Source organism: Amycolatopsis sp. TRM77291, from assembly GCF_054166285.1.
This window is the reverse complement of sequence record NZ_JBSZHF010000001.1, coordinates 4,975,734-4,996,412: the sequence shown is the minus strand read 5'-3', so window position 1 is coordinate 4,996,412 and position 20,679 is coordinate 4,975,734. Positions and strand designations below refer to the sequence as shown.

At 68.5% G+C, this 20,679-nt stretch carries 22 protein-coding genes and 2 pseudogenes; 15 read left to right on the top strand and 9 right to left on the bottom strand.

What is annotated here, in order from left to right:
* The first annotated feature begins 7 nt into the window (after positions 1-7).
* The 3 genes from ACXIZN_RS23135 to ACXIZN_RS23125 are packed head-to-tail and all read left to right on the top strand — an operon-like array spanning position 8 to position 2,078.
* Positions 8-175 carry a DUF6222 family protein gene (locus ACXIZN_RS23135; RefSeq protein WP_185926945.1) on the top strand — a complete coding sequence of 56 codons (168 nt, stop codon included), beginning with the start codon at positions 8-10 and terminating at the stop codon, positions 173-175.
* A complete protein-coding gene (locus ACXIZN_RS23130; protein ID WP_457956842.1) occupies positions 172-1,875 on the top strand; it encodes an acyl-CoA carboxylase subunit beta in 1,704 nt (567 codons plus the stop codon). The genes ACXIZN_RS23135 and ACXIZN_RS23130 overlap by 4 nt, the downstream gene beginning before the upstream one ends.
* A gap of 26 nt (positions 1,876-1,901) precedes the next feature.
* Positions 1,902-2,078: an acyl-CoA carboxylase subunit epsilon gene (locus ACXIZN_RS23125; protein WP_457956840.1), complete on the top strand. Its 177-nt coding sequence runs from the start codon at positions 1,902-1,904 to the stop codon at positions 2,076-2,078.
* 67 nt (positions 2,079-2,145) lie between these two features.
* Here ACXIZN_RS23125 and ACXIZN_RS23120 read toward each other — a convergent pair whose 3' ends face one another.
* On the bottom strand, positions 2,146-2,322 hold the full coding sequence (locus ACXIZN_RS23120; protein ID WP_457956838.1) for a hypothetical protein: 177 nt from the start codon (positions 2,320-2,322) through the stop codon (positions 2,146-2,148).
* A gap of 279 nt (positions 2,323-2,601) precedes the next feature.
* Between ACXIZN_RS23120 and ACXIZN_RS23115 the strand changes: the two genes are divergently transcribed.
* From ACXIZN_RS23115 to ACXIZN_RS23080, 8 genes are all read left to right on the top strand, one after another.
* A complete protein-coding gene (locus ACXIZN_RS23115) occupies positions 2,602-2,751 on the top strand; it encodes a hypothetical protein (protein ID WP_457956837.1) in 150 nt (49 codons plus the stop codon).
* Positions 2,752-2,843: 92 nt separating this feature from the next.
* Positions 2,844-3,152 (top strand): DUF6235 family protein, encoded by a 309-nt coding sequence (locus tag ACXIZN_RS23110; RefSeq protein ID WP_457956836.1) that lies wholly within the window; start codon positions 2,844-2,846, stop codon positions 3,150-3,152.
* A 221-nt stretch (positions 3,153-3,373) separates the two neighbouring features.
* A complete protein-coding gene (locus tag ACXIZN_RS23105; protein ID WP_457956835.1) occupies positions 3,374-3,859 on the top strand; it encodes a DUF6423 family protein in 486 nt (161 codons plus the stop codon).
* A gap of 8 nt (positions 3,860-3,867) precedes the next feature.
* Positions 3,868-5,187, top strand: a complete 1,320-nt coding sequence (locus ACXIZN_RS23100) for an FAD-dependent oxidoreductase (protein WP_457956834.1) — start codon at positions 3,868-3,870, stop codon at positions 5,185-5,187.
* On the top strand, positions 5,180-5,662 hold the full coding sequence (locus ACXIZN_RS23095) for a DUF6187 family protein (protein WP_457956833.1): 483 nt from the start codon (positions 5,180-5,182) through the stop codon (positions 5,660-5,662). The genes ACXIZN_RS23100 and ACXIZN_RS23095 overlap by 8 nt, the downstream gene beginning before the upstream one ends.
* Complete coding sequence (locus ACXIZN_RS23090; RefSeq protein ID WP_457956831.1) at positions 5,634-6,179, top strand: carboxymuconolactone decarboxylase family protein; 546 nt, start codon at positions 5,634-5,636, stop codon at positions 6,177-6,179. The genes ACXIZN_RS23095 and ACXIZN_RS23090 overlap by 29 nt, the downstream gene beginning before the upstream one ends.
* Positions 6,180-6,462: 283 nt before the next feature.
* On the top strand, positions 6,463-6,651 hold the full coding sequence (locus ACXIZN_RS23085) for a hypothetical protein (protein ID WP_457956829.1): 189 nt from the start codon (positions 6,463-6,465) through the stop codon (positions 6,649-6,651).
* Between the two features lie 245 nt (positions 6,652-6,896).
* Positions 6,897-7,505, top strand: a complete 609-nt coding sequence (locus tag ACXIZN_RS23080) for a response regulator transcription factor (protein WP_457956828.1) — start codon at positions 6,897-6,899, stop codon at positions 7,503-7,505.
* 20 nt (positions 7,506-7,525) lie between these two features.
* On the opposite strand, the gene ACXIZN_RS23075 is transcribed toward ACXIZN_RS23080, so the two are convergent.
* A complete protein-coding gene (locus ACXIZN_RS23075) occupies positions 7,526-9,847 on the bottom strand; it encodes a sensor histidine kinase (protein ID WP_457956826.1) in 2,322 nt (773 codons plus the stop codon).
* Positions 9,848-10,208: 361 nt separating this feature from the next.
* On the opposite strand from ACXIZN_RS23075, the gene ACXIZN_RS23070 reads away from it, so the two are divergent.
* Positions 10,209-10,829 carry an L-threonylcarbamoyladenylate synthase gene (locus tag ACXIZN_RS23070; RefSeq protein ID WP_005154159.1) on the top strand — a complete coding sequence of 207 codons (621 nt, stop codon included), beginning with the start codon at positions 10,209-10,211 and terminating at the stop codon, positions 10,827-10,829.
* A 43-nt stretch (positions 10,830-10,872) separates the two neighbouring features.
* Here ACXIZN_RS23070 and ACXIZN_RS23065 read toward each other — a convergent pair whose 3' ends face one another.
* The 3 genes from ACXIZN_RS23065 to ACXIZN_RS23055 all read right to left on the bottom strand — a co-directional run bounded on the left by ACXIZN_RS23065 (position 10,873) and on the right by ACXIZN_RS23055 (position 13,188).
* Positions 10,873-11,559: a winged helix-turn-helix transcriptional regulator gene (locus tag ACXIZN_RS23065; RefSeq protein WP_457956824.1), complete on the bottom strand. Its 687-nt coding sequence runs from the start codon at positions 11,557-11,559 to the stop codon at positions 10,873-10,875.
* A 46-nt stretch (positions 11,560-11,605) separates the two neighbouring features.
* Entirely contained in the window at positions 11,606-12,418 is an 813-nt protein-coding gene (locus ACXIZN_RS23060; RefSeq protein ID WP_457956822.1) for an AfsR/SARP family transcriptional regulator, read from the bottom strand.
* 164 nt (positions 12,419-12,582) lie between these two features.
* Positions 12,583-13,188 (bottom strand): response regulator transcription factor, encoded by a 606-nt coding sequence (locus ACXIZN_RS23055; RefSeq protein ID WP_457956820.1) that lies wholly within the window; start codon positions 13,186-13,188, stop codon positions 12,583-12,585.
* A gap of 437 nt (positions 13,189-13,625) precedes the next feature.
* Here ACXIZN_RS23055 and ACXIZN_RS23050 point away from each other — a divergent pair, with 437 nt between their 5' ends.
* On the top strand, positions 13,626-14,621 hold the full coding sequence (locus tag ACXIZN_RS23050; protein ID WP_457956819.1) for a DUF1702 family protein: 996 nt from the start codon (positions 13,626-13,628) through the stop codon (positions 14,619-14,621).
* Positions 14,622-14,766: 145 nt separating this feature from the next.
* On the opposite strand, the gene ACXIZN_RS23045 is transcribed toward ACXIZN_RS23050, so the two are convergent.
* The gene (locus ACXIZN_RS23045) at positions 14,767-15,465 is read right to left on the bottom strand and encodes a helix-turn-helix domain-containing protein (protein WP_457960577.1); all 699 of its coding nucleotides are present in this window, start codon (positions 15,463-15,465) and stop codon (positions 14,767-14,769) included.
* A gap of 466 nt (positions 15,466-15,931) precedes the next feature.
* On the opposite strand from ACXIZN_RS23045, the gene ACXIZN_RS23040 reads away from it, so the two are divergent.
* Positions 15,932-16,537, top strand: coding sequence for a response regulator transcription factor (locus ACXIZN_RS23040; protein ID WP_126730009.1), 606 nt, complete (start codon positions 15,932-15,934; stop codon positions 16,535-16,537).
* A gap of 12 nt (positions 16,538-16,549) precedes the next feature.
* On the opposite strand, the gene ACXIZN_RS23035 is transcribed toward ACXIZN_RS23040, so the two are convergent.
* Entirely contained in the window at positions 16,550-17,629 is a 1,080-nt protein-coding gene (locus ACXIZN_RS23035; protein WP_457956818.1) for a carboxylate-amine ligase, read from the bottom strand.
* Positions 17,630-17,762: 133 nt separating this feature from the next.
* Here ACXIZN_RS23035 and pip point away from each other — a divergent pair, with 133 nt between their 5' ends.
* Entirely contained in the window at positions 17,763-18,698 is a 936-nt protein-coding gene (pip, locus tag ACXIZN_RS23030) for a prolyl aminopeptidase (RefSeq protein WP_457956816.1), read from the top strand.
* 201 nt (positions 18,699-18,899) lie between these two features.
* Here pip and ACXIZN_RS23025 read toward each other — a convergent pair.
* Together ACXIZN_RS23025 and ACXIZN_RS23020 are read right to left on the bottom strand one after the other, a co-directional pair.
* Positions 18,900-19,109 (bottom strand): annotated as a pseudogene (locus tag ACXIZN_RS23025) (tyrosine-protein phosphatase); the annotation flags it as partial.
* Between the two features lie 86 nt (positions 19,110-19,195).
* Positions 19,196-20,453 (bottom strand): annotated as a pseudogene (locus tag ACXIZN_RS23020) (DUF222 domain-containing protein).
* Positions 20,454-20,679: the final 226 nt, after the last annotated feature.

The window sequence follows — 20,679 nt, the reverse complement described above, 5'->3', positions numbered from 1 at the left end:
GAAAGTCATGACCATCAACGAATCCACCCCGCCCGCCCCGGCGCCCACGGTCGAGCGGCCGCCAGTGGTGACCACCATGCCCCGTCTCGGACGGGGGGTGTGCTGGCGCGACATCGTGCGCGAGATCGAGCTTGACGAACTCGAGCGTGATGCACGGCTACGGGACGCGGCGTGACCCTGCAAGGTGATCCGGGCGCACAACGCGCGGAGGACTCCGAGGTGGTGCCGCTGCCGGAGGACCGGCTGCGGCGCTCCCGGGTCCCGAGGGCGACCGACGGGCGGGTGATCCCCCTCGCCCGCGGCGCCGAACCGGTGCACCCGCCGCAGCCGACGATGCCGTTGCTGCGCGCCCAGCGCGACGAGCTGCGCGAGCACATCGTCGACGGGCGGCTCGACGGCGTCCGGCGGCAGCACTCGCTCGGCAAGCACACCGCGCGCGAGCGGCTGGAACTGTTGCTGGACGAGGATTCCTTCACCGAGATCGAGCTGTACCGGCGGCATCAGGCGAGCGGGCTCGGGCTGGCGGAGAACCGGCCGTACACCGACGGCGTCGTCGCCGGCTCGGGCACCATCGACGGACGGCGGGTATTCGTCTACGCGCAGGACTTCACCGTCTTCGGCGGTTCGCTCGGCGAGGCGCACGCGGCGAAGATCCACAAGGTGCTGGATCTGGCGATCGCCACCGGTTCGCCGCTGATCGGGCTCAACGACAGCGGGGGAGCGCGGATCCAGGAAGGCGTCATGGCGCTCGACGGCTACGGCGGCATCTTCCGCCGCCAGGTCGAGGCGTCCGGCGTCATCCCGCAGATCAGCGTGGTGCTGGGGCCGTGCGCGGGCGGGGCGGCGTATTCGCCCGCGCTCGCGGATTTCGTGTTCATGGTGCGCGACACCGCCCGCATGTACCTGACCGGGCCGGACGTCGTCGAGACCGTGACCGGGGAACGGGTCAGCCACGACGAACTGGGGGGCGCGGACGTGCACGGCGCGTCGTCCGGCGTGGCGACCGTGGTGCACGACGACGAGGAGAGCTGCCTCGCCGACGTCCGCTACCTGGTGTCGCTGCTGCCGTCGAACTACCTGGAGCCCGCGCCCCGCGAGCCGTCACAGGACGCGGGCAAGGACCGGCGGCCCAGGTTCGCCGAACTCGTCCCGGTGGAGCCGAACAAGCCGTACGACATGCGCGAGGTGTTCGCGGAACTGGCCGACGACGGCGAATTCTTCGAACTGCACGAGCGATGGGCGGGCAACGTGCTGTGCGCGCTCGCGCGGATCGACGGGCGGGTGGTCGGCCTGGTCGGCAACCAGCCGGTGGTGTTCGCCGGCGTGCTCGACGGCCCGGCGTCGCAGAAGGCGGCGCGGTTCGTGCGGTTCTGCGACGCCTTCAGCATCCCGCTGGTGACGCTCGTGGACGTCCCCGGCTTCCTGCCGGGGGTCGAGCAGGAGCACTCGGGGATCATCCGGCACGGGGCCCAGCTGCTGCACGCCTACTGCGAGGCGACCGTGCCGCGCGTCCAGGTGATCCTGCGCAAGGCGTACGGCGGCGCGTACATCGTGATGGACTCGCGGTCCATCGGGACCGATCTCTCGCTGGCGTGGCCGACCAACCAGATCGCCGTGATGGGCGCCGAGGGCGCGGTCAACGTGCTGTTCCGCAAGGATCTCGCCGCCGCGCCCGATCCGGACGCGCTGCGCGCGCATCTGGTCGCCGAATACACCGAGGAGTTCATGAACCCCCAGTATTCGGCCGAACGCGGGCTGGTCGACGACATCATCGACCCAGCGGACACCCGGTCCGCCGTCGCCAGGGCGCTGGACATGCTGCAGGACAAGCGAAAGGCGGCGCCCCAGCGCAAGCACGGCAACCATCCGATCTGAACGGGGGAACCATGTCACCGTCCGGAATGGACAGTGCGCCCGTCTTCCGGGTCCTGCGCGGGGACCCGGAAGACACCGAACTGGCGGCCCTCGTGGCCGTCTTCACCGCGTTGGCCTCCGTCGCGCCCCAGCCCGCGGCGCCGGCCCGCTCCGCCTGGTCGCCGCTCGCCGCGCCGGCCTGGCGTACCTCGACGCTGCGCTAGAACACACGCGTAAGCCCGTGAAGGCCTCCTTGAGGACCCAGAGTCCCTCAAGGAGGCCTTCGCCGATTCACGCGAGACGTCGCGCCGCCTCGATCTCCCGCCGCGGCGGATACGTACTGTGGCGGGCGTGCACCGCGACGTAGAGGATCCCTCCGTCGAGCACGGCCTCCAGATCCGTTCGCTCCCCTGGCCGGAACGGGCCCCCGCAGGCCGCACAGGTCCGCTGCCGCTCCGCGGCGCTCATTGCCGGTCCCGCCGCTCGGGGACCGCGGGGTCGGGCCACGACAGGCCCAGCAAGTCGACGTCGACTTCGTCGTCGGCGTAGATCTCGTACGGGTCGAGACGTTCGGTCATGGTGGGCTCCCTGGGTTCCGAGTTACCTCAAGGGCACTACCGGCGGCCCTCCGGCGGCGACTTTTCCTTTGCTCACCGAGGCCTCCGCCCGTCCTCGAGCGGGTCACGATCGGACGGGTCCATCCTTGGTTGTCAAGTGAGTCGTTCATCGAAGGCCGGGAGGAACGTCATGACGGCACAGGTGCGAATTTGGGTCGTGACCGATGATTTCGACCCGCGCGGGGGCGCGGAGGCGGTCGCGGCGGTGGTCGTCCCGGAGCCGAGGCAGGCCACCGAAAACGATTTCCCGGCCGAGAACATCGTCCTCGGTTACAACTAGGCACGGCGCACGGACCAAGAAGACCATCAGGTATCGCGCGCGCGACCATGAAGATCGCCCGCGAACCGACCAGACCTCGAGGAGGCCTCCGGATGGCTATGCGCCTCCAGCTCACGTCGGGTTTGCAGGTGTTGGAAGAATGGGCGATCAATGCTCCGCAGGCCGACCGGAATGTCGTCTACGAAGCGCTTTTCGCGGTGGCGGACGGCTCCGCCTTCCTCATCTACGACATTTTCGGCGACAGCAGGGAACCGCATCAGTTTCTTTTTCTGGTGAAACACGACCTCGTCCTCCGTATCGGGATCGATCGCGCCGATTCCTCGTTCGAGGTCGTCTACATCGGGGCACTGGAGCAGGGCACACCCGCGGCTGCCTGGGCTGAGGAATCCGACGAATCCTGACCCGGGTACCGCCGAACGGCCCAGTCCGGGCGGGGAGTGGATCATGTGTTCCTCATCTTGACATCGCCCAGTTCAGCGTGAAATTCTTCCGGTGTTTGCGGCTGGGGGGATCATGCCGGGGATTGAATTGCGATATCGAGGTCTGGGAGGCGTGAAAGATGTCATCACCTGAATTCCCGGGATTGGATGTTTCCACTCGGGTACGCGCACGTGACATTCAGATGGCCGGGGTCGCCGACGTCCGGCGGCGGGTGCTGATGATCTCCGGGGCGATCGACACCACCGATCACGACATCTCGGTGAGTGTCAATCTCCCGGAACCGGGCCGCTGGCAGGTCATCAAGTCCGAGACCAACCTGACCGACAAGACCTGGGTCGCGATGCAGGTCGTCACCGACGAGGACTCGACCTTCGTCAACGACGCCGACACGCTCGTCCTTTCCCGCCAGTTCTCGAAGTCCTTCATGACGCCGGATCAGCGCCGCCTCGCCTTCTACGACGGTGAGGTCCGGCCCGGCGAAGCGGTGCTCAAGGTGTACTCGCTCGACGCGGGCGGCCGGAAGCCGACCTACTCCTACTCCCGCTACAGCCCGATCGCGACCGACACCGCCGAGCAGTCCCAGCAGACCCTGGACGAGATGATCAGCAACGGGATGAAGCAGCGACCCGTGATCGAGCTGATCGTCCCGGTGACCGTGATCGGCTGAGCACACCGGTGATCACCTTCGTCCCGGAACCCCATCTCCTCGAATCGCCGCGCGGGCGTGAATGGCCGGTACTCCCCGGCGCCCGCGCGGCGGTCACCGCCGAACCGCCGTCCGCCGCCGACGTGGTCGTCGTCGGGGCGGGTCCGGCCGGGCTCGCGGTCGCTTCCGCGCTGTGGCACCACGGCGTGACCGACATCGTCGTCGTCGACCGCGACGGCCGTCCCTGCGGCCGGTTCTTCGACCGCGTCGATCTGCTCGGCCAGCGCGTGCTGCGGTCGCCGTACGAGCACCACCCCGGCGTCGAGGGGTACCGCGACTGCGAACTCCTGGACTTCGCCCGGCTGCACTGGTCGGTGCTCACCCCGGTGGAACGCCGGGAGATCCGCATGGCGCAGGCCGGGCACCGCTCGGTCGTGCCCGTCGACGTCTTCGAGGCCTACTGCCGTCATCTCGCGGCGAGTCATCACGTCACCGAGCGGACCTGGCGCGGATCGGTCCGCGAGGTGCTGCCGACCGCTGACGCCGTCACCGTGCGCGCCGACCGGTTCTCCGTCACCGCACGGCATGTCGTGCTGTGCCTCGGCGAGGAGCGCCGGTCCGCCCCGGACACCTGGTGGGGCGGCGGCCGTCCGCCGCGCGGGGTGAGCTACTGGGACGAACCCGTTCCCGATGGCGGGAAACGGCTCGCCGTCGTCGGTGCCGGCCTCACCGCCGCGCATCTGATCTCCAACGGTCTCGCCCAGGGCCGCGAGGTGCACTGGGTGGTCCGCGAAGCGGGCGAACGCTATCAGTGCGCCGACGTCAACTCGTCGTTCTTCCGGCCGGAAGGCCGCGCTCGTTTCGACGGCGTGAGCTGGTCCGAGCGGCTCGAACTGATGGGCCGGTTCCGGCGCGCGTCGATCATGTTCGAGTTCCGCCCGATGCTCCAAGCGGCCGAAGCCGAAGGCAGGCTGATCGTGCATCGCGGCAGGGCGATCACGAAGGTGACACCCGGTGTCGGCCTCAACCTCGAAGACGGTTCGCGGGTGTCCGTGGACCACGCCGTACTGGCGCTCGGCACCACGCCGTCGATCGGGGACGGCCTGATGCCCGCCGAGGCCGTCCTCGACCGCGGCGGCTGGCCTCGACTGGACGAACGCACCTTCGCCTACCTCGGCGCGCCCCGGGTCTTCGCCGTCGGCGCGGCCGCGGGGATGGCGCTGGGGCCCGCCGCCCGCAACATCGACGGTCACCGCGTCGCCACCGCACGGGTCGCGGCCACCGTCGCCGAGAACCTGCGGCGCGAACTCCCGCTGCGGACGGCCACGAAGGACGTCGCCCGTGTCTGAGCCTTACGACTCCCGCTTCACCCTGCCGTCGATCGACGACGCTCCCTCGACCGAGGCGGGGGTGATCCTGCTGGGGCTGGACGCCGAACGCCTGCTCGCCTCCGTCGGGCTCGCCAGGATCGCCGACGAGCCCGCGCTGGTCGCCCTCGCCGTGGACCAGGCCCGGCACGACGCGCTCGACCTCCGCACCGAAGCGCTGGTCGAGGCCGGGATCCTCCGCTGGCGCGCGGTCCGCCCGCTGATCGAAGCAGGTCCGGAGATGGCGTCGGCGGGTTCCCTGCGCCGAGAATGGGAACACGCGACCGCGCGCGTCACCGCCACGGTGACCGGGCTGGGACCGGCGTCGGTGTCCTGCCTCGCGGCCTGCTGGCTGCGGCGCGACGACATCGACGACGCGGTCCGGTCCGCCTCGACCATGCGGTCGCCGGAACAGGGGAGCGCACAAGATGTCCTATCTCGGGTCTTTGCCGGCTGACGCCACGCTGCTGCAGGTGTTCCAGCGGTTTCCCGCTCCGGCGTCGAAGCTGCTGGACTTGCACGAGCTGATCATGCGGGCGCCGTCGGCGTTCGGCGCGGGGGAGCGGGAGCTGATCGCGGCCTACGTCTCCGGCGTCAACGACTGCGGGTACTGCCACGGGGTCCACACCGTCACCGCGGAGGCTTTCGGTGTCCCGGAAGGACTTCTGACCGCCGCACTGGACGACCTCGGTTCCGCGCCCGTGGACGAGCGCATGAAGCCCGTGCTGGCCTATGTGGGCAAGCTGACGCGTACGCCGTCCCAGATGACCGAAGAGGACGCTGAGGCCGTCTTCGCGGCGGGCTGGGACGAAGCCGCGCTGCACGACGCTGTGCTCGTATGCGCCCTGTTCAACTTCATGAACCGGATGGTCGAGGGGCTCGGGATCCGCGCCGACGCCACATACGCGAAGACGTCCGGCGTGCGCTTGAAAGAGGGCGGATACGCCGGCCTGGCGACCCTGCTCGGCTCCTGAAACCTCTGTCCATAGTGGACGCATCGATTGGTCTGTCCGGGGTGACCCCGTGGCTGTCGGTGATCGTGGCATAAAGAAACCGATTCGGCGCGCACCGTCACCGATGGCGGTGCGCGCTACTCCGTTCGATGGCGCTGAACGGGGGAACGGAGTAATCGCGGGAACCTTCCGGAGTAGGTAAAAAGCACATTCCCGCGATGATGCACGGCACTGGTTGGAAAACGGACATGCGGGCACGATTGCCTCATTGAAGAAAGCCCCGACCAGCCTGGGAGTCATTTCGATGCAGAACGCTGCCACCGACAACGTCCGTTCGCTCTTCGCCGTCCGGGGAATCGACACCACTTCGGCCGGGCACCAGGTCGAGCTGGTGATCGACCGGTTCGACAACTGGTCCAACCGGCAGGGTGGGCAGGTCTTCGGCTGTTTCACCACCTGTGAGGTCCCTCCGCCCCTGGCCGAGGCGAGCTGAAACCGGCCACCCGCTCCGCCGACCGCCTCTCACGTCGCGACCGTGAGAGGCGGTCGGCTTTATGCGATCACGGAAAGTCGCCGATGAGCGCGGAAGTCGTATCCGGGTAACCCGTTCGCCGCGTAATCCACCAAGCCGGACACCCGTTGGCCGAATCGACCCGTCACTCGGATGGTGGAACGCATTCTGGTTAGCCGTGTTTAGGTTGGATGACGGGGGCAGCGTGCGCGGAGGGGGCGGCGCGGATGGTGATCAGAGTTCTCATAGCCGAGGACATGCATATCGTCAGGGGGGCGCTGGTAGCGCTCCTGCGGCTGGAGCCGGATATCGAAGTGGTGTCCGAAGTGGCGTCCGGAGACGAGATCCTGGCCGCCGCGCGGAGTTCGCGGATCCAGGTCGCGATCATCGACATCGACCTACCCGGCAAGGACGGGCTCACCGCGGCCACCGAAATCCATGAGCAGCTTCCCGAGGTCAGGACGCTGATCCTGACCAGCCTCGGCAGACCAGGCACGCTTCGCCGGGCGCTGGCGGCCAAGGTCAACGGTTTCCTGTTGAAAGACGCCCCCGCGGAGAAGCTCGCCAACGCCGTGCGCGGGGTGGCGGCCGGACGGAGGATGGTCGACGGCGAGCTGGCGCTGGCCGCCTGGGACACCGTGGACTGCCCGCTGACCCCGCGCGAGATCGACGTCCTGCGGTTGACCGCGGAGGGCCGCGACACCCTGGAGGTCGCGGCGAAGGCGTTCCTCTCCACCGGAACGGTGCGCAACTACCTGACCACGATCGTGGCGAAGCTCAACGCACGCAACCGCGTCGACGCGATCCGGATCGCGAAGGAATCCGGCTGGATCTGAGCGGTATGCCGGACCGTGGTCTAGACCGGCACCACGGCACGCAACCGGAACCGTCCGTCGGCCTCGACACCGGCGGTCAACTCGCCGCCCAGCCCGGCGACGCGGTCCGACATGTTCGTGATGCCACTGCCCGCGACCTCGGCCCGCGCCGGCCTGTCCGGATGCTGAGGTCGCCCGTTCTCGACGCCGTCGTTGACGATGTCCAGCGCGACCCCGTTGCCGACCCGCCGCACCGCGATCTCGCATCGTTCGACCTTGCTGTGCCGCAACACGTTCGTCACGCTCTCGCGCAGGACCACGGCCAGCACCGTGCGCACCGGGGCGGGCAGATCCCCGTGCTCCATCTCCAGCCGTACCTGGACGTCGGCGGCCGTCAGTACCGCCTGTGCGGACCGCGACTCCTTGTCCAGCGACAGTTCGCGGTAGCCGCTCGCCACCGAGCGGACGTCGGCCAGTGCCTGCCGGGTCAGACCGAGGATCTCCAGCAACTCGTCGGAGGCCCGTGTGGCGTCGATGTCCATGATCCGGCTGGTCAGCTCGCTCTTCAGCGCGATCGCCGAGAGGCTCATACCGAGCAGGTCGTGCAGGTCGCGGGCGAAGCGCAGCCGTTCCTCGGCGATCGCGACCTCGGCGAGCCGTTTCCTGGTCTCGCCCAGTTCGGTCACCAGCCGGGTCAGCCAGATGAGCCCGAAGACCATCAGGCCGGTGTTCAGCTGGGACGCGAAGGTGTTGAACGCGTCGAGGAAGCCGGCGCCGGACTCGATCCGGATGAGCACGGGCCCGGCGACCGTCGCGGCGAACGCGGACCATCCCGCGATCGGCGGCAGCACCAGCAGGGCGGTGCCGGCGAACAGGCTGGGCAGGCTCACCCAGGCGTTTCCGAGCGGGATCAGCGGCAGGAAGACCAGACAGGCCTGGACGAACAGCAGCGCGTAGCTCCGCCGTGAGCGCAGCCGGACGTTGGGCCGGGCGAAATAGGCCAGTTGCAGGGTGACGAGTGCGGTGAGGGGGCCGGCGACGAGCGCGATACGCCAGCCGTCCCCGGTCAGGTTGAACACCCGGGACATGGCCGAGAGACCGAAGACGATGAAGACCGCCGTCAGCATCCACTGGACGTTCCTGGCGTCGATCCGGGACCAGTGACTGGGACTCCGCGCCAGTGCGGCTTCGGCGGGGTCGGCCTGCTCGGGCACCGGCAGTTCGGCATGGAGGCGCCATCGTCCGGTCGGGTCCGGACCGGCGCTGAGCGTCCCGCCGTGCCCGATGAGCTCGTCCGTCACCTCGCGGAGGCTCTCGGCCGTCTCCGCCGGGACGTCCTCGTGCGCCGTGCCGTCGTGGACGATCTCCAGCGCGACGCGGCCCTCGCTGGTGCGCACGGCGATCTCGCAGTGCTGGACGCCGGTGTAGCGGAGCACGTTCGTGACGCCCTCTCGCAGCACCTTCGCCAGCAAGGTGCGCAGCTTCACCGGCAGCTCGACCTGTTCGAGATCGACCCGCACCGCGACGTTCGACGCCGAAAGCAACGACACCGCGGTGCGCGATTCCTTGTCCAGCGACAGCTCACGGTACCCCCTGGCCACCGACCGCACGTCGGACAGCGTGCGCTGCGCGATGCCCGTGATCTCGGCCAGTTCCTCGCGCGCCCGCCGCGGAGACTTGCGCAGGAGCCGGTGCACCAGTTCACCCTTGAGCGAGATCGCGGAAAGACCGAGCCCGAGCAGGTCGTGCAGATCCTTGGCGAAGGCCAGTCTCTGCTCGGCCACGGCCCGCCTCGCCAGTTCGGTGCGGGCCTGATGCAGTTCGTTCACCAGCCTCGCGAGCCAGGTCAGCAGGTACGTGACCAGTCCGTAGACCACCGCGCCGATCGTGTCGATCGTCGCTCCGAGCGCGGAGTCGGCATAGATCCACAGGATCCACGACGTGGCCGCGATGAGGATGGTGAACACCGGCCAGCCGATCCGCGGGCGGAGGATCAGCAGCGAACTGCCCGCCGCGATGGTGGTCAGCGAGGTCAGCGCCTCGTCGAAGTGCAGTACCGGCAGATAGGCGAGACCGGTCTGGGCCCCCAGAGTCGCCTTCGCCCGCCGGGTGTCCAGGCGGACCGCGGGGCGGCTGAAGTACAGCAGCTGGATCGCGAGCACGGGCCCGACGTACAGCACGGCCAGCAAGCCGTGCTGAAGGTCCATCCCGGGCTGGAGCAGGACGCCGAGCAGACCGAAGAGGCAGGCGTTGACGAAGACGACGGTGATGACCAGCCCGGCGAGGAACAGCGCCCGGCGAGGACGCCGGTCGATGCCGGCGGTTCCGAGAGGTTCGGCGGTCACAGCGAGCTGGTCCGGCACAGGCACCCCAGTGGTAACAGAAAGACGGCTCGATCTGGTCGCGTTCCCCCTCGCGACGGCCCGGGCCGTGACACGGCCTTCCATCGCTATGATTCGGATCATAGCCCATCTTCGTTACCCTGGCCGGTTCCTCCGTACGACGGAGGAACGGCGATCAGGGAGACGCTTTCCCTGTTGGGAACGGGAAAACTCCGGCGTTCACCGGCACGGGTGTGGGCTGTTCGCACCACCGCGTTCATCGCGGAACATGCCACGATGGAAGACGCGGCGGCCGGGAACGCGCGCCGCGGAGATCCACTGTGTACGCGGCGCGCGACAGCCTCTCGCGGCGGGGGCGGGCCGGTGGCCTTAAGCTCTGCGCATGGCCAGGTATTTCGACGTACACCCGGAAAATCCGCAACGGCGCGCGATCGGACAGGTCGTCGACATCCTGCGCGAAGACGGGCTCATCGCGTATCCGACGGACTCCTGCTTCGCCCTCGGCTGCCAGCTGGGGAACAAGCAGGGCATCGACCGCATCCGGAGCATCCGCAAACTCGACGACCGCCACCACTTCACCCTGGTGTGCCAGGATTTCGCTCAGCTGGGCCAGTTCGTGCACGTGGACAACGCGGTCTTCCGCGCGGTCAAGGCGTCCACGCCCGGCAGTTACACGTTCATCCTCCCGGCCACCAAGGAGGTTCCGCGACGGCTGCTGCACGCCAAGAAGAAGACCGTCGGCGTGCGCATCCCGGACCACGTGGTCACCCAGGCGCTGCTGGGCGAACTCGGCGAGCCGCTGCTGTCGAGCACGCTGCTGCTGCCCGACCAGGAGGAGCCGATGACCCAGGGCTGGGACATCAAGGAACATCTGGAGCACGTGGTGGACGCGGTGATCGACTCCGGTGACTGCGGGGTCGAACCCACCACGGTCATCGACTTCTCGTCCGGGGAGCCGGAGATCGTGCGGCGGGGCGCCGGCGACACCTCACGGTTCGAATAGGAACGGCGGGACCGGCGCCCCGGTCCCGCCGCTGGAAACGTCCTCAGTGCGTGACGAGCCCTTCGGTCTTCGCCGGTGCCGAGGGGATGTGGAACATCCGGGTGAACAGCTCCAGCTTGTCCGGATCGCCCTTGACCGCCACGGCACCGCTGGTGAGCGCGCTCGCGGCGTCCAGCTCGCCGTTCAGCAGTTTCACCATGACCGGGCCGCGCGGCTCGATGACGAGGTCCGGGTCCGGGTGCGGGCCCTCGCCCGCGGTCAGCACGCCGTCTTCGACCACCGCGTGGATGACCATCTCGCCGCCGTAGTGCATTTCGAACGCGCAGTCGACGCCGATGGCCGCGTCCGGCTGGAAGGTCGTGTACAGCGACAGGACGGCCGAGTCGAGGGTGAACAGGTCGTCCGCCGTCGGGTCACCGAGCGAACGGGCGCCCCACAGGCCCAGCTGCAGCACGATCTGGTCGAGGTCGTTGCCGTACTCGGTCAGCTCGTAGACCACCCCGGCGTCGAGCTGCGAGAGCACCCGGCGCTGGACGACACCGTGCCGCTCCAGCTCGTTGAGCCGGGTCGACAGGATGCTCATCGGGATCTTCGGCAGGCCCTGTTGCAGCTCGTCGAAGCGTTTCGGGCCGAGGACCAGGTCACGGATCACGAGCAGGGACCAGCGTTCCCCGATGAGCTCGAGGGCGCGGGCGACGCCGCAGAACTGGCCATAGGTGCGAGCGGTCATGCTTGACTCCTCATATTCCTGGATTCGGTGGTGGCGTGGTGCTCGGTCAGCGGACCGGGTGTCCCTCGGAAAGCAGTTCGCGGTGCAGCTCTCGCAGTTCGGCGCTGGGTTTCACCCCCAGTTCGTCCTCGAGCCTGGAGCGCAGCCACTCGTAGGACGCCAGGGCGTCGCTACGTCGTCCGCTGAGCCCCAGTGCGCGGATCAAGTGTGCGTGCAGGGTTTCGTCGAACGGGTCCGCGGTGGTCAGCGACCGCAGGACGCCGAGCATCTCCCGGTGCCTGCCGGCGCGGATCTCGGCCTCGATCCACAGGTCACGGGTATCGCGCCGCTCCTCCAGCAGATAGACGGTGTAGGCGGCGAGGGTCGGTCCACAGTGGATGTTCGCCAGCGGGGGACCGGACCACAGGTCCAGTGCGGTACGGAAGGTGTGCGCGGCCGCCGCGTCGTCGCCTGCTTCGAGCAGTTCACGGCCGACCCGGTGGAGCCGATGGAATTCCGCCACGTCGACCACGTCCGCGTCGATCTCGAGCCGGTAGCCGGGCGGGCTGGTGACCAGCAGATCGCCGGTGCCACCGGGATCGAGGTGACGGCGGAGGTGGTGGACGTAGGTGTGCAGGGCACGGCGGGCACTGCGGGGCGGGGCTTCGTTCCACAGCTCGCGCACGAGGGAGTCGACGTGGACCGTCCTGCCGGGGCGGATGAGCAGCATCGCCAGCAGTTGCAGGAGTTTCGGCGTGCTCGGCGCGCGATCGGCGGCACCGATGTGCAGTTCGAGCGGGCCGAGGAGCCGCGCGCGCACGCCGTGCGGCGCATCGGTCGAGGCGACCGTGTCACCCGGTTCGATCGTCATCGCGTGCATCCCCTGCCCCTCCGGACTCCCCCTCAATGACAGTGACAGAGGCGGAACCTTCGGAACAGTGCCGGAAACACACGGCGGACCGTGATTTTTTCTTTGCCTCGTATGCGATCGTCACGACTTGTAGCGTTGAACCGGTTGTGACAAAAGAGAAGACGCGAACCGGGTCAGAGCCAGTCCGAATCGCGGGCGATGCGGATGGCGTCCACCCGGTTGCGGGCGTTGAGTTTCGTCACCACGGTGGCGAGGTAGTTCCGGACGGTTCCCGGTGACAGGAACAGTTCCGCCGCGATGTCGGCGACCGTGTGCCCGTTCGCGGCGAGGCGGAGGATCTCGACCTCCCGCGGGGTCAGCGGGCAGTCCTCGGTTTCCCATGCGGACAAGGCGAGTTCGCTGTCGATGACCCGGCGGCCGGTGGCGACCGAGCGGACGGCGTTGGCGAGTTTGTCGGCGGGCGCGTCCTTGAGCAGGAAGCCGTTGACCTTCGCGTCGAGCGCGCGGCGTACGGTCCCCGGGCGGCCGAGCGACGTGAGGATCAGCGTGCGGACGTCCGGAAGTTGCTGGCAGAGTTCGGAAGCGGCGGTGAGCCCGTCTTTGGCGGGCAGGTCGATGTCGATGATCGCGACGTCCGGCAGGTACTCCGCCGCCATCGGGAGGATCTTGTCGCCGGAACCCACCTCGGCGACGACCTCGATGTCTTGTTCGAGGTTCAGCAGGGCGACCAAGGCGCCGCGGACCAGGTGCATGTCCTCGGCCAACAGGACTCGGATCACTCCGACCTCCTCTTCCCCAGAAACACGTAACTCTCAGTGTACCCAGCAAACCCGTAAGAGTGAATCTGATTCGCACGATACAAGGTTGCGCATTTTCCGGTGGTAGATCCGCAAGATCGATTTCCTGGTGAGCTGCGACGATGACGTGGCTTCGAAGGTGGTGAAACCGCGATCGATCGATTACTCACCGTCATGTAAGAAGTTGGCAAAACCGCCGTCCCGCGTGGCTTTCATTCCCGGTCGAGTACTTTGCGTTCCGGTGAATTCGACCGGCGAACGGGTGAAATCGTCCTTTCCGGGGAGTCCGGAATGGCCTGTTCGGCGGTACCGGTGCCGATCTCGATCCGGCGTCGAGCGGGAGGAGACCGCGGCGTGGTGTCCTCGGCACGAGCCGGTTTCACGCGCGAATTCGCCACTATCCACAAAGGACGTATGTGATGAGCTCATTGCTGGGTGCTCTGCGTAAGGTGTTGTTCGCGCCTTCGCTGGCTTCGGTCGGTTTCGAGGGACGCGGGTTCGGAGTGCCGCCGACGCCGGCGACCGCGCGCCTGGAGTCGATCCCGCAGTCTGTGGTGTGCGGGTTCGAATGGGGGATCGACGCGCCGGCGCTGTGGGAGGCCGAACGGCGGCTGGACATGGTCGAGCCCGAGATGCGCGGGTTCGCCTACGAGGGCGCGGCGATGGCGTTCACCATCCTCGACGTCATGCCCGGCGGCCGTAAGGACCGCACGGCCGAACTGATGAGCGGCCCCGGCCTCCCGCACGTGTTCCTGACCTACATCGGCATCGGGTTCGCGATGGCCCGGCTGCCCCGGCCGCTGTGGAAGAAGGTGCTGCCGGAGCTCGACGGCGTCCCGTTCCACCCGACGATGAGCTGGCTGGCCGTCGACGGCTACGCCTTCGACCGTGCCTACTTCGACACGGACAAGTGGGTCGGCGGGCAGTTCGTGCCCAAGCCGTACCCGTGGGCGGGCGCCCCCGCGTACTTCCCTCGCGCCTGCGACCAGGGCATCGGGCGGGCGCTGTGGTTCATCAACGGCGGTGATCCGGCGAAGGTCGCCGAAGCGGTGGATCGCTTCCCCGCCGGACGCCGCCCGGACCTGTGGAGCGGTGTCGGGCTGGCCTCGACCTTCGCGGGCGGCTGCGACCAGGCCGGGCTGGAGAGGCTGCGCGAGGCGGCGGGTGAACACCAGGACGAACTCGGTCTCGGCGTCGTGTTCGCGGTGAAGGCGAGGACGTTCTCGTCGTTCGTCCCGCCGCACACCCGGCTCGCCGTGCGGACCCTCGCCGGGCTGAGCATCGAGGAGGCCGTCGACCTGGCCGACTCGACCGAGGTCACCGAGGACGCGGTGGACGGGACGCCCGCGTACGAGCTGTGGCGGCAGAACATCCGGGACGGTCTCGCCCCTTCGGCGGGTCGCCTGGCCGCCTGAGGCCCCCTGGATGTCGCGAAAGGGCCGTTCAAGACGTCCGGCGTCTTGAACGGCCCTTTCGTGGCACGCGGGTGAGGCTCAGGCCGCCTGGCCGTTCAAGACGTCCGGCGTCTTGAACGGCCCTTTCGTGGCACGCGGGTGAGGCTCAGGCCGCCTGCCTGACCGGCTGCGACCGGTGCCGCAGATCGGGGAGCGCGAGCAGGACCGGCGGGTCGAACAGGCGCTTGGGGCGCACCCGCAGGTCCGCCAGCCGCGCGGTGACACCCGGTTCGACGGTGATCGGTCCGTGGTGTCCGGTCAGCCCGGTGCCGCGGCGCGTGAGCGGCCCGGTCACGCAGTGCGCGACGAGGTGCCAGGTGCCTTCCGGGACGTCGGTCAGCTGGTAGGGGCCGGGGACGTCGATGACCGTGTGCCGCACGGGCGCGCCCTCGGGGATACGGGTGGGGAAGAGGCCGACGAAGACGAGACCGGGTGAGATCTCCGGCGGCGCGGACACGAAACCGCGGACGATCGCCGGCTTCGCGCCGGGCAGGGGTTCGCCCGCCAGGCGGTGCTGGAAACCACCCTGCCGGCGGTACACGGAGGGAGAGAGGCCGACGCGGTTGCTGAACCGCGTGCTGAAGGTGCCGACACCGTTGTAGCCGACGCGGTGGCTGATGTCGGCGACCGAGATCGAGGTCGTCAGCAGCAGGCGTTTGGCCTCGTCCAGCCGCAGCGCGGACAGGAACCGGCCGGGAGAGACGCCGGTGGCCTGCTGGAACACCCTGCTGAAATGGAATTTACTGAAGGTCGCGGCGCGGGCGATGTCGTCGATAGTGAGCTCTTCGCCCAGTTTCTCGTGCATGGCCCCAATGGCTCGCTCCACGGCTCGCCGGACAGTCTCATCCATTGTGCCGTCCTTTCGCTCGAGGATTTCTGGGATGTTTGCGGTTTCGACACTACTGTTCGCCGCCGCTACTCCTGAAGTGCTTGATTCATCGCCCGATATGAATTCATGTGCGCGGCGACGTGAAAATTTCACGACCGCCCGGCGCACGGCCCGGCCATGCGAAAACCACGGTCCGGCAATGGTGCGCGCACTGGATCCCCGCGCCGCGCGGCCGCAGAATTCCTGGTAGAGGATTCACGTCGGAACCACCCCGACCGTGTTGGCGTGGTGTGAAGAACGTATTCCCGCGACAACACAGAACCGGCTCTTGACCGCGCACCCCTCGGTGGTCAAGGGCCGGTTTCCATTTCGCGGAACGGGTATGTGAGGATAGTATCGTCGGCTCGGGGGAGCGACGCGGGCGGAAAGGCAGATGGGGTCGATGATCAAGGTCCTGGTGGCCGAGGACATGCACATTGTCCGGGGGGCACTGGTCGCGCTGCTCGGCTTGGAAGCCGACATCGAGGTCGTCGCCGAATGCGCGAGCGGCGACGAGATCCTCCCGCTCGCCCAGTCCACGCGCCCCGACGTCGCGCTCATCGACATCGATCTGCCGGGCAAGGACGGCCTCACCGCGGCCGCCGAGCTGCACGAGCGGCTTCCCGGGGTCCGCACGCTGATCCTCACCTCGCTCGGCAGCCCCGGAACGCTGCGGCGGGCGCTGGCCGCGAAGGTCAACGGCTTCCTGCGCAAGGACGCGCCCGCCGACCGGCTCGCCAACGCGGTCCGCGGGGTCGCCGCCGGACGGCGCGTCGTCGACGGCGATCTGGCGCTCGCCGCCTGGGACAGCGAGGATTGCCCGCTCACCACCCGCGAGATCGAGGTGCTCCGGCTGGCGTCGGTCGGCTCCGACCCGACCGAGATCGCCGCCGAGCTGTTCCTGTCCGCCGGAACCGTGCGGAACTACCTGACGACGATCGTTTCGAAGCTCAGCGCCCGCAACCGGGTCGACGCGGTGCGGATCGCCAGGGAGTCCGGCTGGCTGTGACGCCGAGGCGTCTCACCTGGCCGGGACGGTCATCGTGGCGTGGGCGAGCTCCGCGGCGAACTCGCCGGTGGAAGCGGCTTCCGCGAGCAGCCGGCGTTGCCGGGCCGCGCCGGTGCCGTGGTCGAACAGCGCCTCCAACCCACGTTCGACGTCCTCCTCGTCACCCGCCGCCCTGAGCGCCGGCCGGACGAATTCGAGGAGTTCACCGAGCAGATCGCGCTGATCGGCCTCCCCGCCGGTGAAGACGTCGACGCCCGGTCCGTCCAGCCCCCGGCGCGCGGCCGCCGTCAAGGCCGCGCCGATCCGGGTACCGCGGGCGCGCGGCGGCCTCGTCGTCGCCGCGCAGGTCGCGACCAGCCCGCGCACCAGCGCGGCGAGCAGCACCGCGTCGTCGACGGACAGGCAGACGTCGGCGATCCGCACCTCGACCGTGGGATACCGAGGGGAAAGACGGGCGTAGAAGTACACCCCAGCCGCGTCGAGGGCGGCGCCGTGGCGCACGGCCTCCCCGATGCTCCGGTCGTACGCGGCCGCGCCGGACCATTCGTCCGGTGGCCGTGCCGTCGGCCACCGGTCCCAGAGCGGGAAGCGCCTGCTCGACCAGCCGGAGTCGGCGCCGTTCTCGACCGGGGAGTTGACACTGAGCGCGAGCAACGGCGCGAGCCACGGCCGCAGCCCGGCGAGAATCCGTGCGCCCAGATCCCGCGACGGCAGCCCGACGTGCACATGGCAGGCGCACGTCCCCGCCCCGCCGATCAGGTCCGGGAACGCCTGCGCCATCCGCCGGTACCGGGGCTCTGGCGTGAGCGTGTCTCCCCGTATCGGGCCGGGCGGGATCCCCGTCGCCGCCACCAGGCACCCGCCGGCCCGCGCCGCCGTCGCGACGACCTGCCGCAGCCGCGTCAGTTCCGAGCGCACCTCGTCCAGGCCGCGGCAGACGCCGGTCGCGGTTTCGATCTGGAACCGCATCAGCTCACCGGAGACGTCCGGCCCGGGAGGGAGGCTTTCGAGTAGTTCGGGGGCCCGCAACGCGACCGAGCCGTCCACCGGGTCGAGCAGGACGAACTCTTCTTCCACACCAAGGGTGAACATGGTTCCCCGTTCCGTGGTTTTCGCCGGTGCCACTGAATCTGCCCTCTCGGACGCGGTGAGGAAAGGGCCGGTGTGCTGAACTTCGTTGCGGCGAAAGTGTTTCGTGGCCTCACTGACGGTCTAGCCTTGCTTCATGATCGATCTGTATCCACCGGCCGAGCCCTACGACAGCGGACTGCTCGATGTAGGTGACGGCAATCTCGTCTACTGGGAGACCTGCGGGAATCCGGCAGGCAAGCCGGCGGTCATGCTGCACGGCGGCCCCGGGCAGGGCTGTACGCCGGGTATGCGGCGGATGTTCGACCCGGCCCGCTACCGTGCGGTGCTGTTCGATCAGCGCGGCTGCGGCCGCAGCACCCCGCACGCGAGCGATCCGGCGACCGGCCTCCGGCACAACACGACGGATCATCTCGTCGCCGACATGGAGCGGCTGCGGAAGCATCTGGGGATCGAACGCTGGCTCGTCACCGGAGGTTCGTGGGGCACGACGCTCGCGCTCGCCTACGCCGAACGGCACCCGGAGCGGGTGACCGAGATCATCGTCAGCGCCATCAGCACGACACGGCCGTCGGAGATCGACTGGCTGTATCACGGTGTCGGCCGGTTCTTCCCCGAGGAATGGGCCCGCTTCCGCGGTGATCTCACCGGCGACCTCGTCGCCGCCTACGCGCGGCTCATGGAAGATCCCGACACCCGGGTGCGGACCGAGGCTGCCCGCTCCTGGCTCGTCTGGGAGGACACCGTGCTGTCACTGGAGCCCGGCGCGACCATCCACAATGGACTGATCGGTGAATGGGAACTCGCGTTCGCGCGTATCGTCACGCACTACTACTCCCACGCGGGCTGGCTGGAGCCCGGCGCACTGATCCGCGACGCCGGTCTGTTGCGGGACATTCCCGGCGTGCTGATCCACGGACGCCGGGACCTGAGCTGCCCGGTGGACACGGCCTGGGAACTCGCCCGAGCCTGGCCCGGGGCGGAGTTGCTGATCGACGACGACTCGGGACATCGCTCGAGCGACGTGAAACGAGCGTGGAAGCTGGCGGCGCTGGACCGGTTCGCGGCCTGAGGTGATAGGGCTGTTCGATGTGGGCATGGCTTGCTTCGCCCTTCGGTCGTTCAGACGAGCCAGCGTCCGGAGGGTCGTGTCACCGCTGCGGCCTTTCGTTCGTGCGTAATCCTCGGCGATCGAAGCGGGCGGCACCGGCGTCGGCTTTCGTCGAGCATGGTTCGGTAGCTGTCCGGCCGGCTCGGTGATCAGGGGTGTGTTGCGGTACAGGGGATCGCCGGTGAATGGACTGGGTTCCGAGACGGTCTCCCGTTCCCGCCGAAGGTCGAGGATGCGACCGATTCCCGCGCCACGGACAGCGGCGACTCCGTCGATGGTCAACCGGTTGTGGCTGTCCGATCGGAAAAGCGCGCCGAAACGGACCCGCCGGCCATCGGCCGAGGGCGATCCGCCAAGGTCGCGGCCGTCGAGGCAGCCATGCCAGGCCGGCTTTCATCGAGCGACTCCAAGGGTGAGCGGTCATCGATATCGAGGAGCTTGGGTTTACCGGGGTCGGCCTATGTCCTGAGGTGCATGGTGTTGCGTCTGGGTGTGCCGGTGGGGTCGAGGTAGGTGGGTGGGGTGAATTCGGGGAGTCCGTCTTGGGCGATGTGGACTGTCCATTCGCTGTGGTGGATCAACCGGTGGTGTTTGGTGCAGAGCAGCACGAGGTTGTCGATTTTGGTTTCGCCGTGGTGTCGCCAGAACACGATGTGGTGTGCGGTGCAGCGGGGTACGGGCATGTCGCAGCCGGGGAAGGCGCAGCCGCCGTCGCGGATCGTCAACGCGTATTTCTGAGCCAGGGACACGGTGCGTTTGGAGCGGCCGATGTCCAGCGGTTCGCCCGCGGTGCCGAGGACACCGGGGCGGACGCGGGCGTCGCAGGCGAGGATGCGGGCGTCGGTGGCGCTGATCGGGCCGACCAAATCCAAATGCGCCTCGCCGATATCCCGGACCAAGTCGTCGTAGGACATGGTGACCAAGATGTGGGTCGCCTCGCCGGCCTGACCGGGGAGGTTCCGGCTGGTGGTCTTCAACCGCACATAGTCGGTGAAAGCATCCCCATAACGCTCATCCTGGCTGCGGGAATCCCGCACCCCGTCGATCGCCTTATGTGGCTTGGCCATCGGATCCAGGTCGGATTTCAGGCGGGCGTAGGTCTCCAGGTCGAGGGTGCCTTTCAGGCCGAGGGTGCCGTCGCGGTGTTTGACGAACCGCAGCTCCGGCCGGGTGTCCTTCGGGTCCTCGTTACGGGGTTCTTTGCCGTCGGGGTCGAGTTTGTCGAGCAGGCGGCGTCCGGCGCGGGCGATCTGCCGCGGCCCCGCCCGACGCGCTAACTCCACCAGGATCGCCTCTCCGGCCCGCACATCCTCCTCCGGCACGCTGGAGGGGATGCGGGCGAGGGTGCGGATGATCGCGTCGATCTGCGACCCGCCGATCGCCCCCCTCAGCGGCGGCCTGGGCGGTCAACGGTGCCAGGGGTGGTTCGGCCTCACCGCCGATGGTGGGGCCGGGGTGCAGGGCCAGGACGCGGTCGGCGCGGGCGTCGGCTTCCTTGTCGGTCACCAGGAAGTCCTCGAAAATCAGTGCCGCCAAGGTCGAATGCCCGCTGCACCCGCGGACGCCTCGGGAATTGATTTCCGCGAGGATCGCGTTCTGTTCGGCATCCGCTTGGCGCTTCAGGATTTCGAGTTCTTGTTTGCGGGCATGCAGCGTCGCGGTGTCGACGCGCCACCACTCGGCGGGCGTCTCTGGGGGTGCATCGTTGCTGGTCACGACACCGACATTACCTCGAATCGAACACCTGCGCTAGCCCAAACGGCCCAGCGGGGAAAAGTGTTCCGAAAGGACCGGTGACGACAGTTGCGAAGCAGTCTTAAAGCAGCGAAGCACGCTTAAGTTGCGAAGAAGCGAAGCAGCGAAGAAGCGAAGCAGCGAAGCAGCGAAGCAGCGAAGCAGCGAAGCAGCGAAGCAGCGAAGCAGCACAAAGGAACCCAACAAA

Excerpts from the sequence above, each read along its gene's own strand:
- ACXIZN_RS23135 (WP_185926945.1), top strand. The coding sequence starts at position 8 with ATGACCATCAACGAATCCACCCCGCCCGCCCCGGCGCCCACGGTCGAG.
- ACXIZN_RS23125 (WP_457956840.1), top strand. The coding sequence starts at position 1,902 with ATGGACAGTGCGCCCGTCTTCCGGGTCCTGCGCGGGGACCCGGAAGAC.
- ACXIZN_RS23120 (WP_457956838.1), bottom strand. The coding sequence starts at position 2,322 with ATGAGCGCCGCGGAGCGGCAGCGGACCTGTGCGGCCTGCGGGGGCCCG.
- ACXIZN_RS23115 (WP_457956837.1), top strand. The coding sequence starts at position 2,602 with ATGACGGCACAGGTGCGAATTTGGGTCGTGACCGATGATTTCGACCCG.
- ACXIZN_RS23110 (WP_457956836.1), top strand. The coding sequence starts at position 2,844 with ATGGCTATGCGCCTCCAGCTCACGTCGGGTTTGCAGGTGTTGGAAGAA.
- ACXIZN_RS23105 (WP_457956835.1), top strand. The coding sequence starts at position 3,374 with ATGGCCGGGGTCGCCGACGTCCGGCGGCGGGTGCTGATGATCTCCGGG.
- ACXIZN_RS23090 (WP_457956831.1), top strand. The coding sequence starts at position 5,634 with ATGTCCTATCTCGGGTCTTTGCCGGCTGACGCCACGCTGCTGCAGGTG.
- ACXIZN_RS23085 (WP_457956829.1), top strand. The coding sequence starts at position 6,463 with ATGCAGAACGCTGCCACCGACAACGTCCGTTCGCTCTTCGCCGTCCGG.
- ACXIZN_RS23080 (WP_457956828.1), top strand. The coding sequence starts at position 6,897 with ATGGTGATCAGAGTTCTCATAGCCGAGGACATGCATATCGTCAGGGGG.
- ACXIZN_RS23070 (WP_005154159.1), top strand. The coding sequence starts at position 10,209 with ATGGCCAGGTATTTCGACGTACACCCGGAAAATCCGCAACGGCGCGCG.
- ACXIZN_RS23065 (WP_457956824.1), bottom strand. The coding sequence starts at position 11,559 with ATGACCGCTCGCACCTATGGCCAGTTCTGCGGCGTCGCCCGCGCCCTC.
- ACXIZN_RS23060 (WP_457956822.1), bottom strand. The coding sequence starts at position 12,418 with ATGCACGCGATGACGATCGAACCGGGTGACACGGTCGCCTCGACCGAT.
- ACXIZN_RS23050 (WP_457956819.1), top strand. The coding sequence starts at position 13,626 with ATGAGCTCATTGCTGGGTGCTCTGCGTAAGGTGTTGTTCGCGCCTTCG.
- ACXIZN_RS23045 (WP_457960577.1), bottom strand. The coding sequence starts at position 15,465 with ATGCACGAGAAACTGGGCGAAGAGCTCACTATCGACGACATCGCCCGC.
- ACXIZN_RS23040 (WP_126730009.1), top strand. The coding sequence starts at position 15,932 with ATGATCAAGGTCCTGGTGGCCGAGGACATGCACATTGTCCGGGGGGCA.
- ACXIZN_RS23035 (WP_457956818.1), bottom strand. The coding sequence starts at position 17,629 with ATGTTCACCCTTGGTGTGGAAGAAGAGTTCGTCCTGCTCGACCCGGTG.
- pip (WP_457956816.1), top strand. The coding sequence starts at position 17,763 with ATGATCGATCTGTATCCACCGGCCGAGCCCTACGACAGCGGACTGCTC.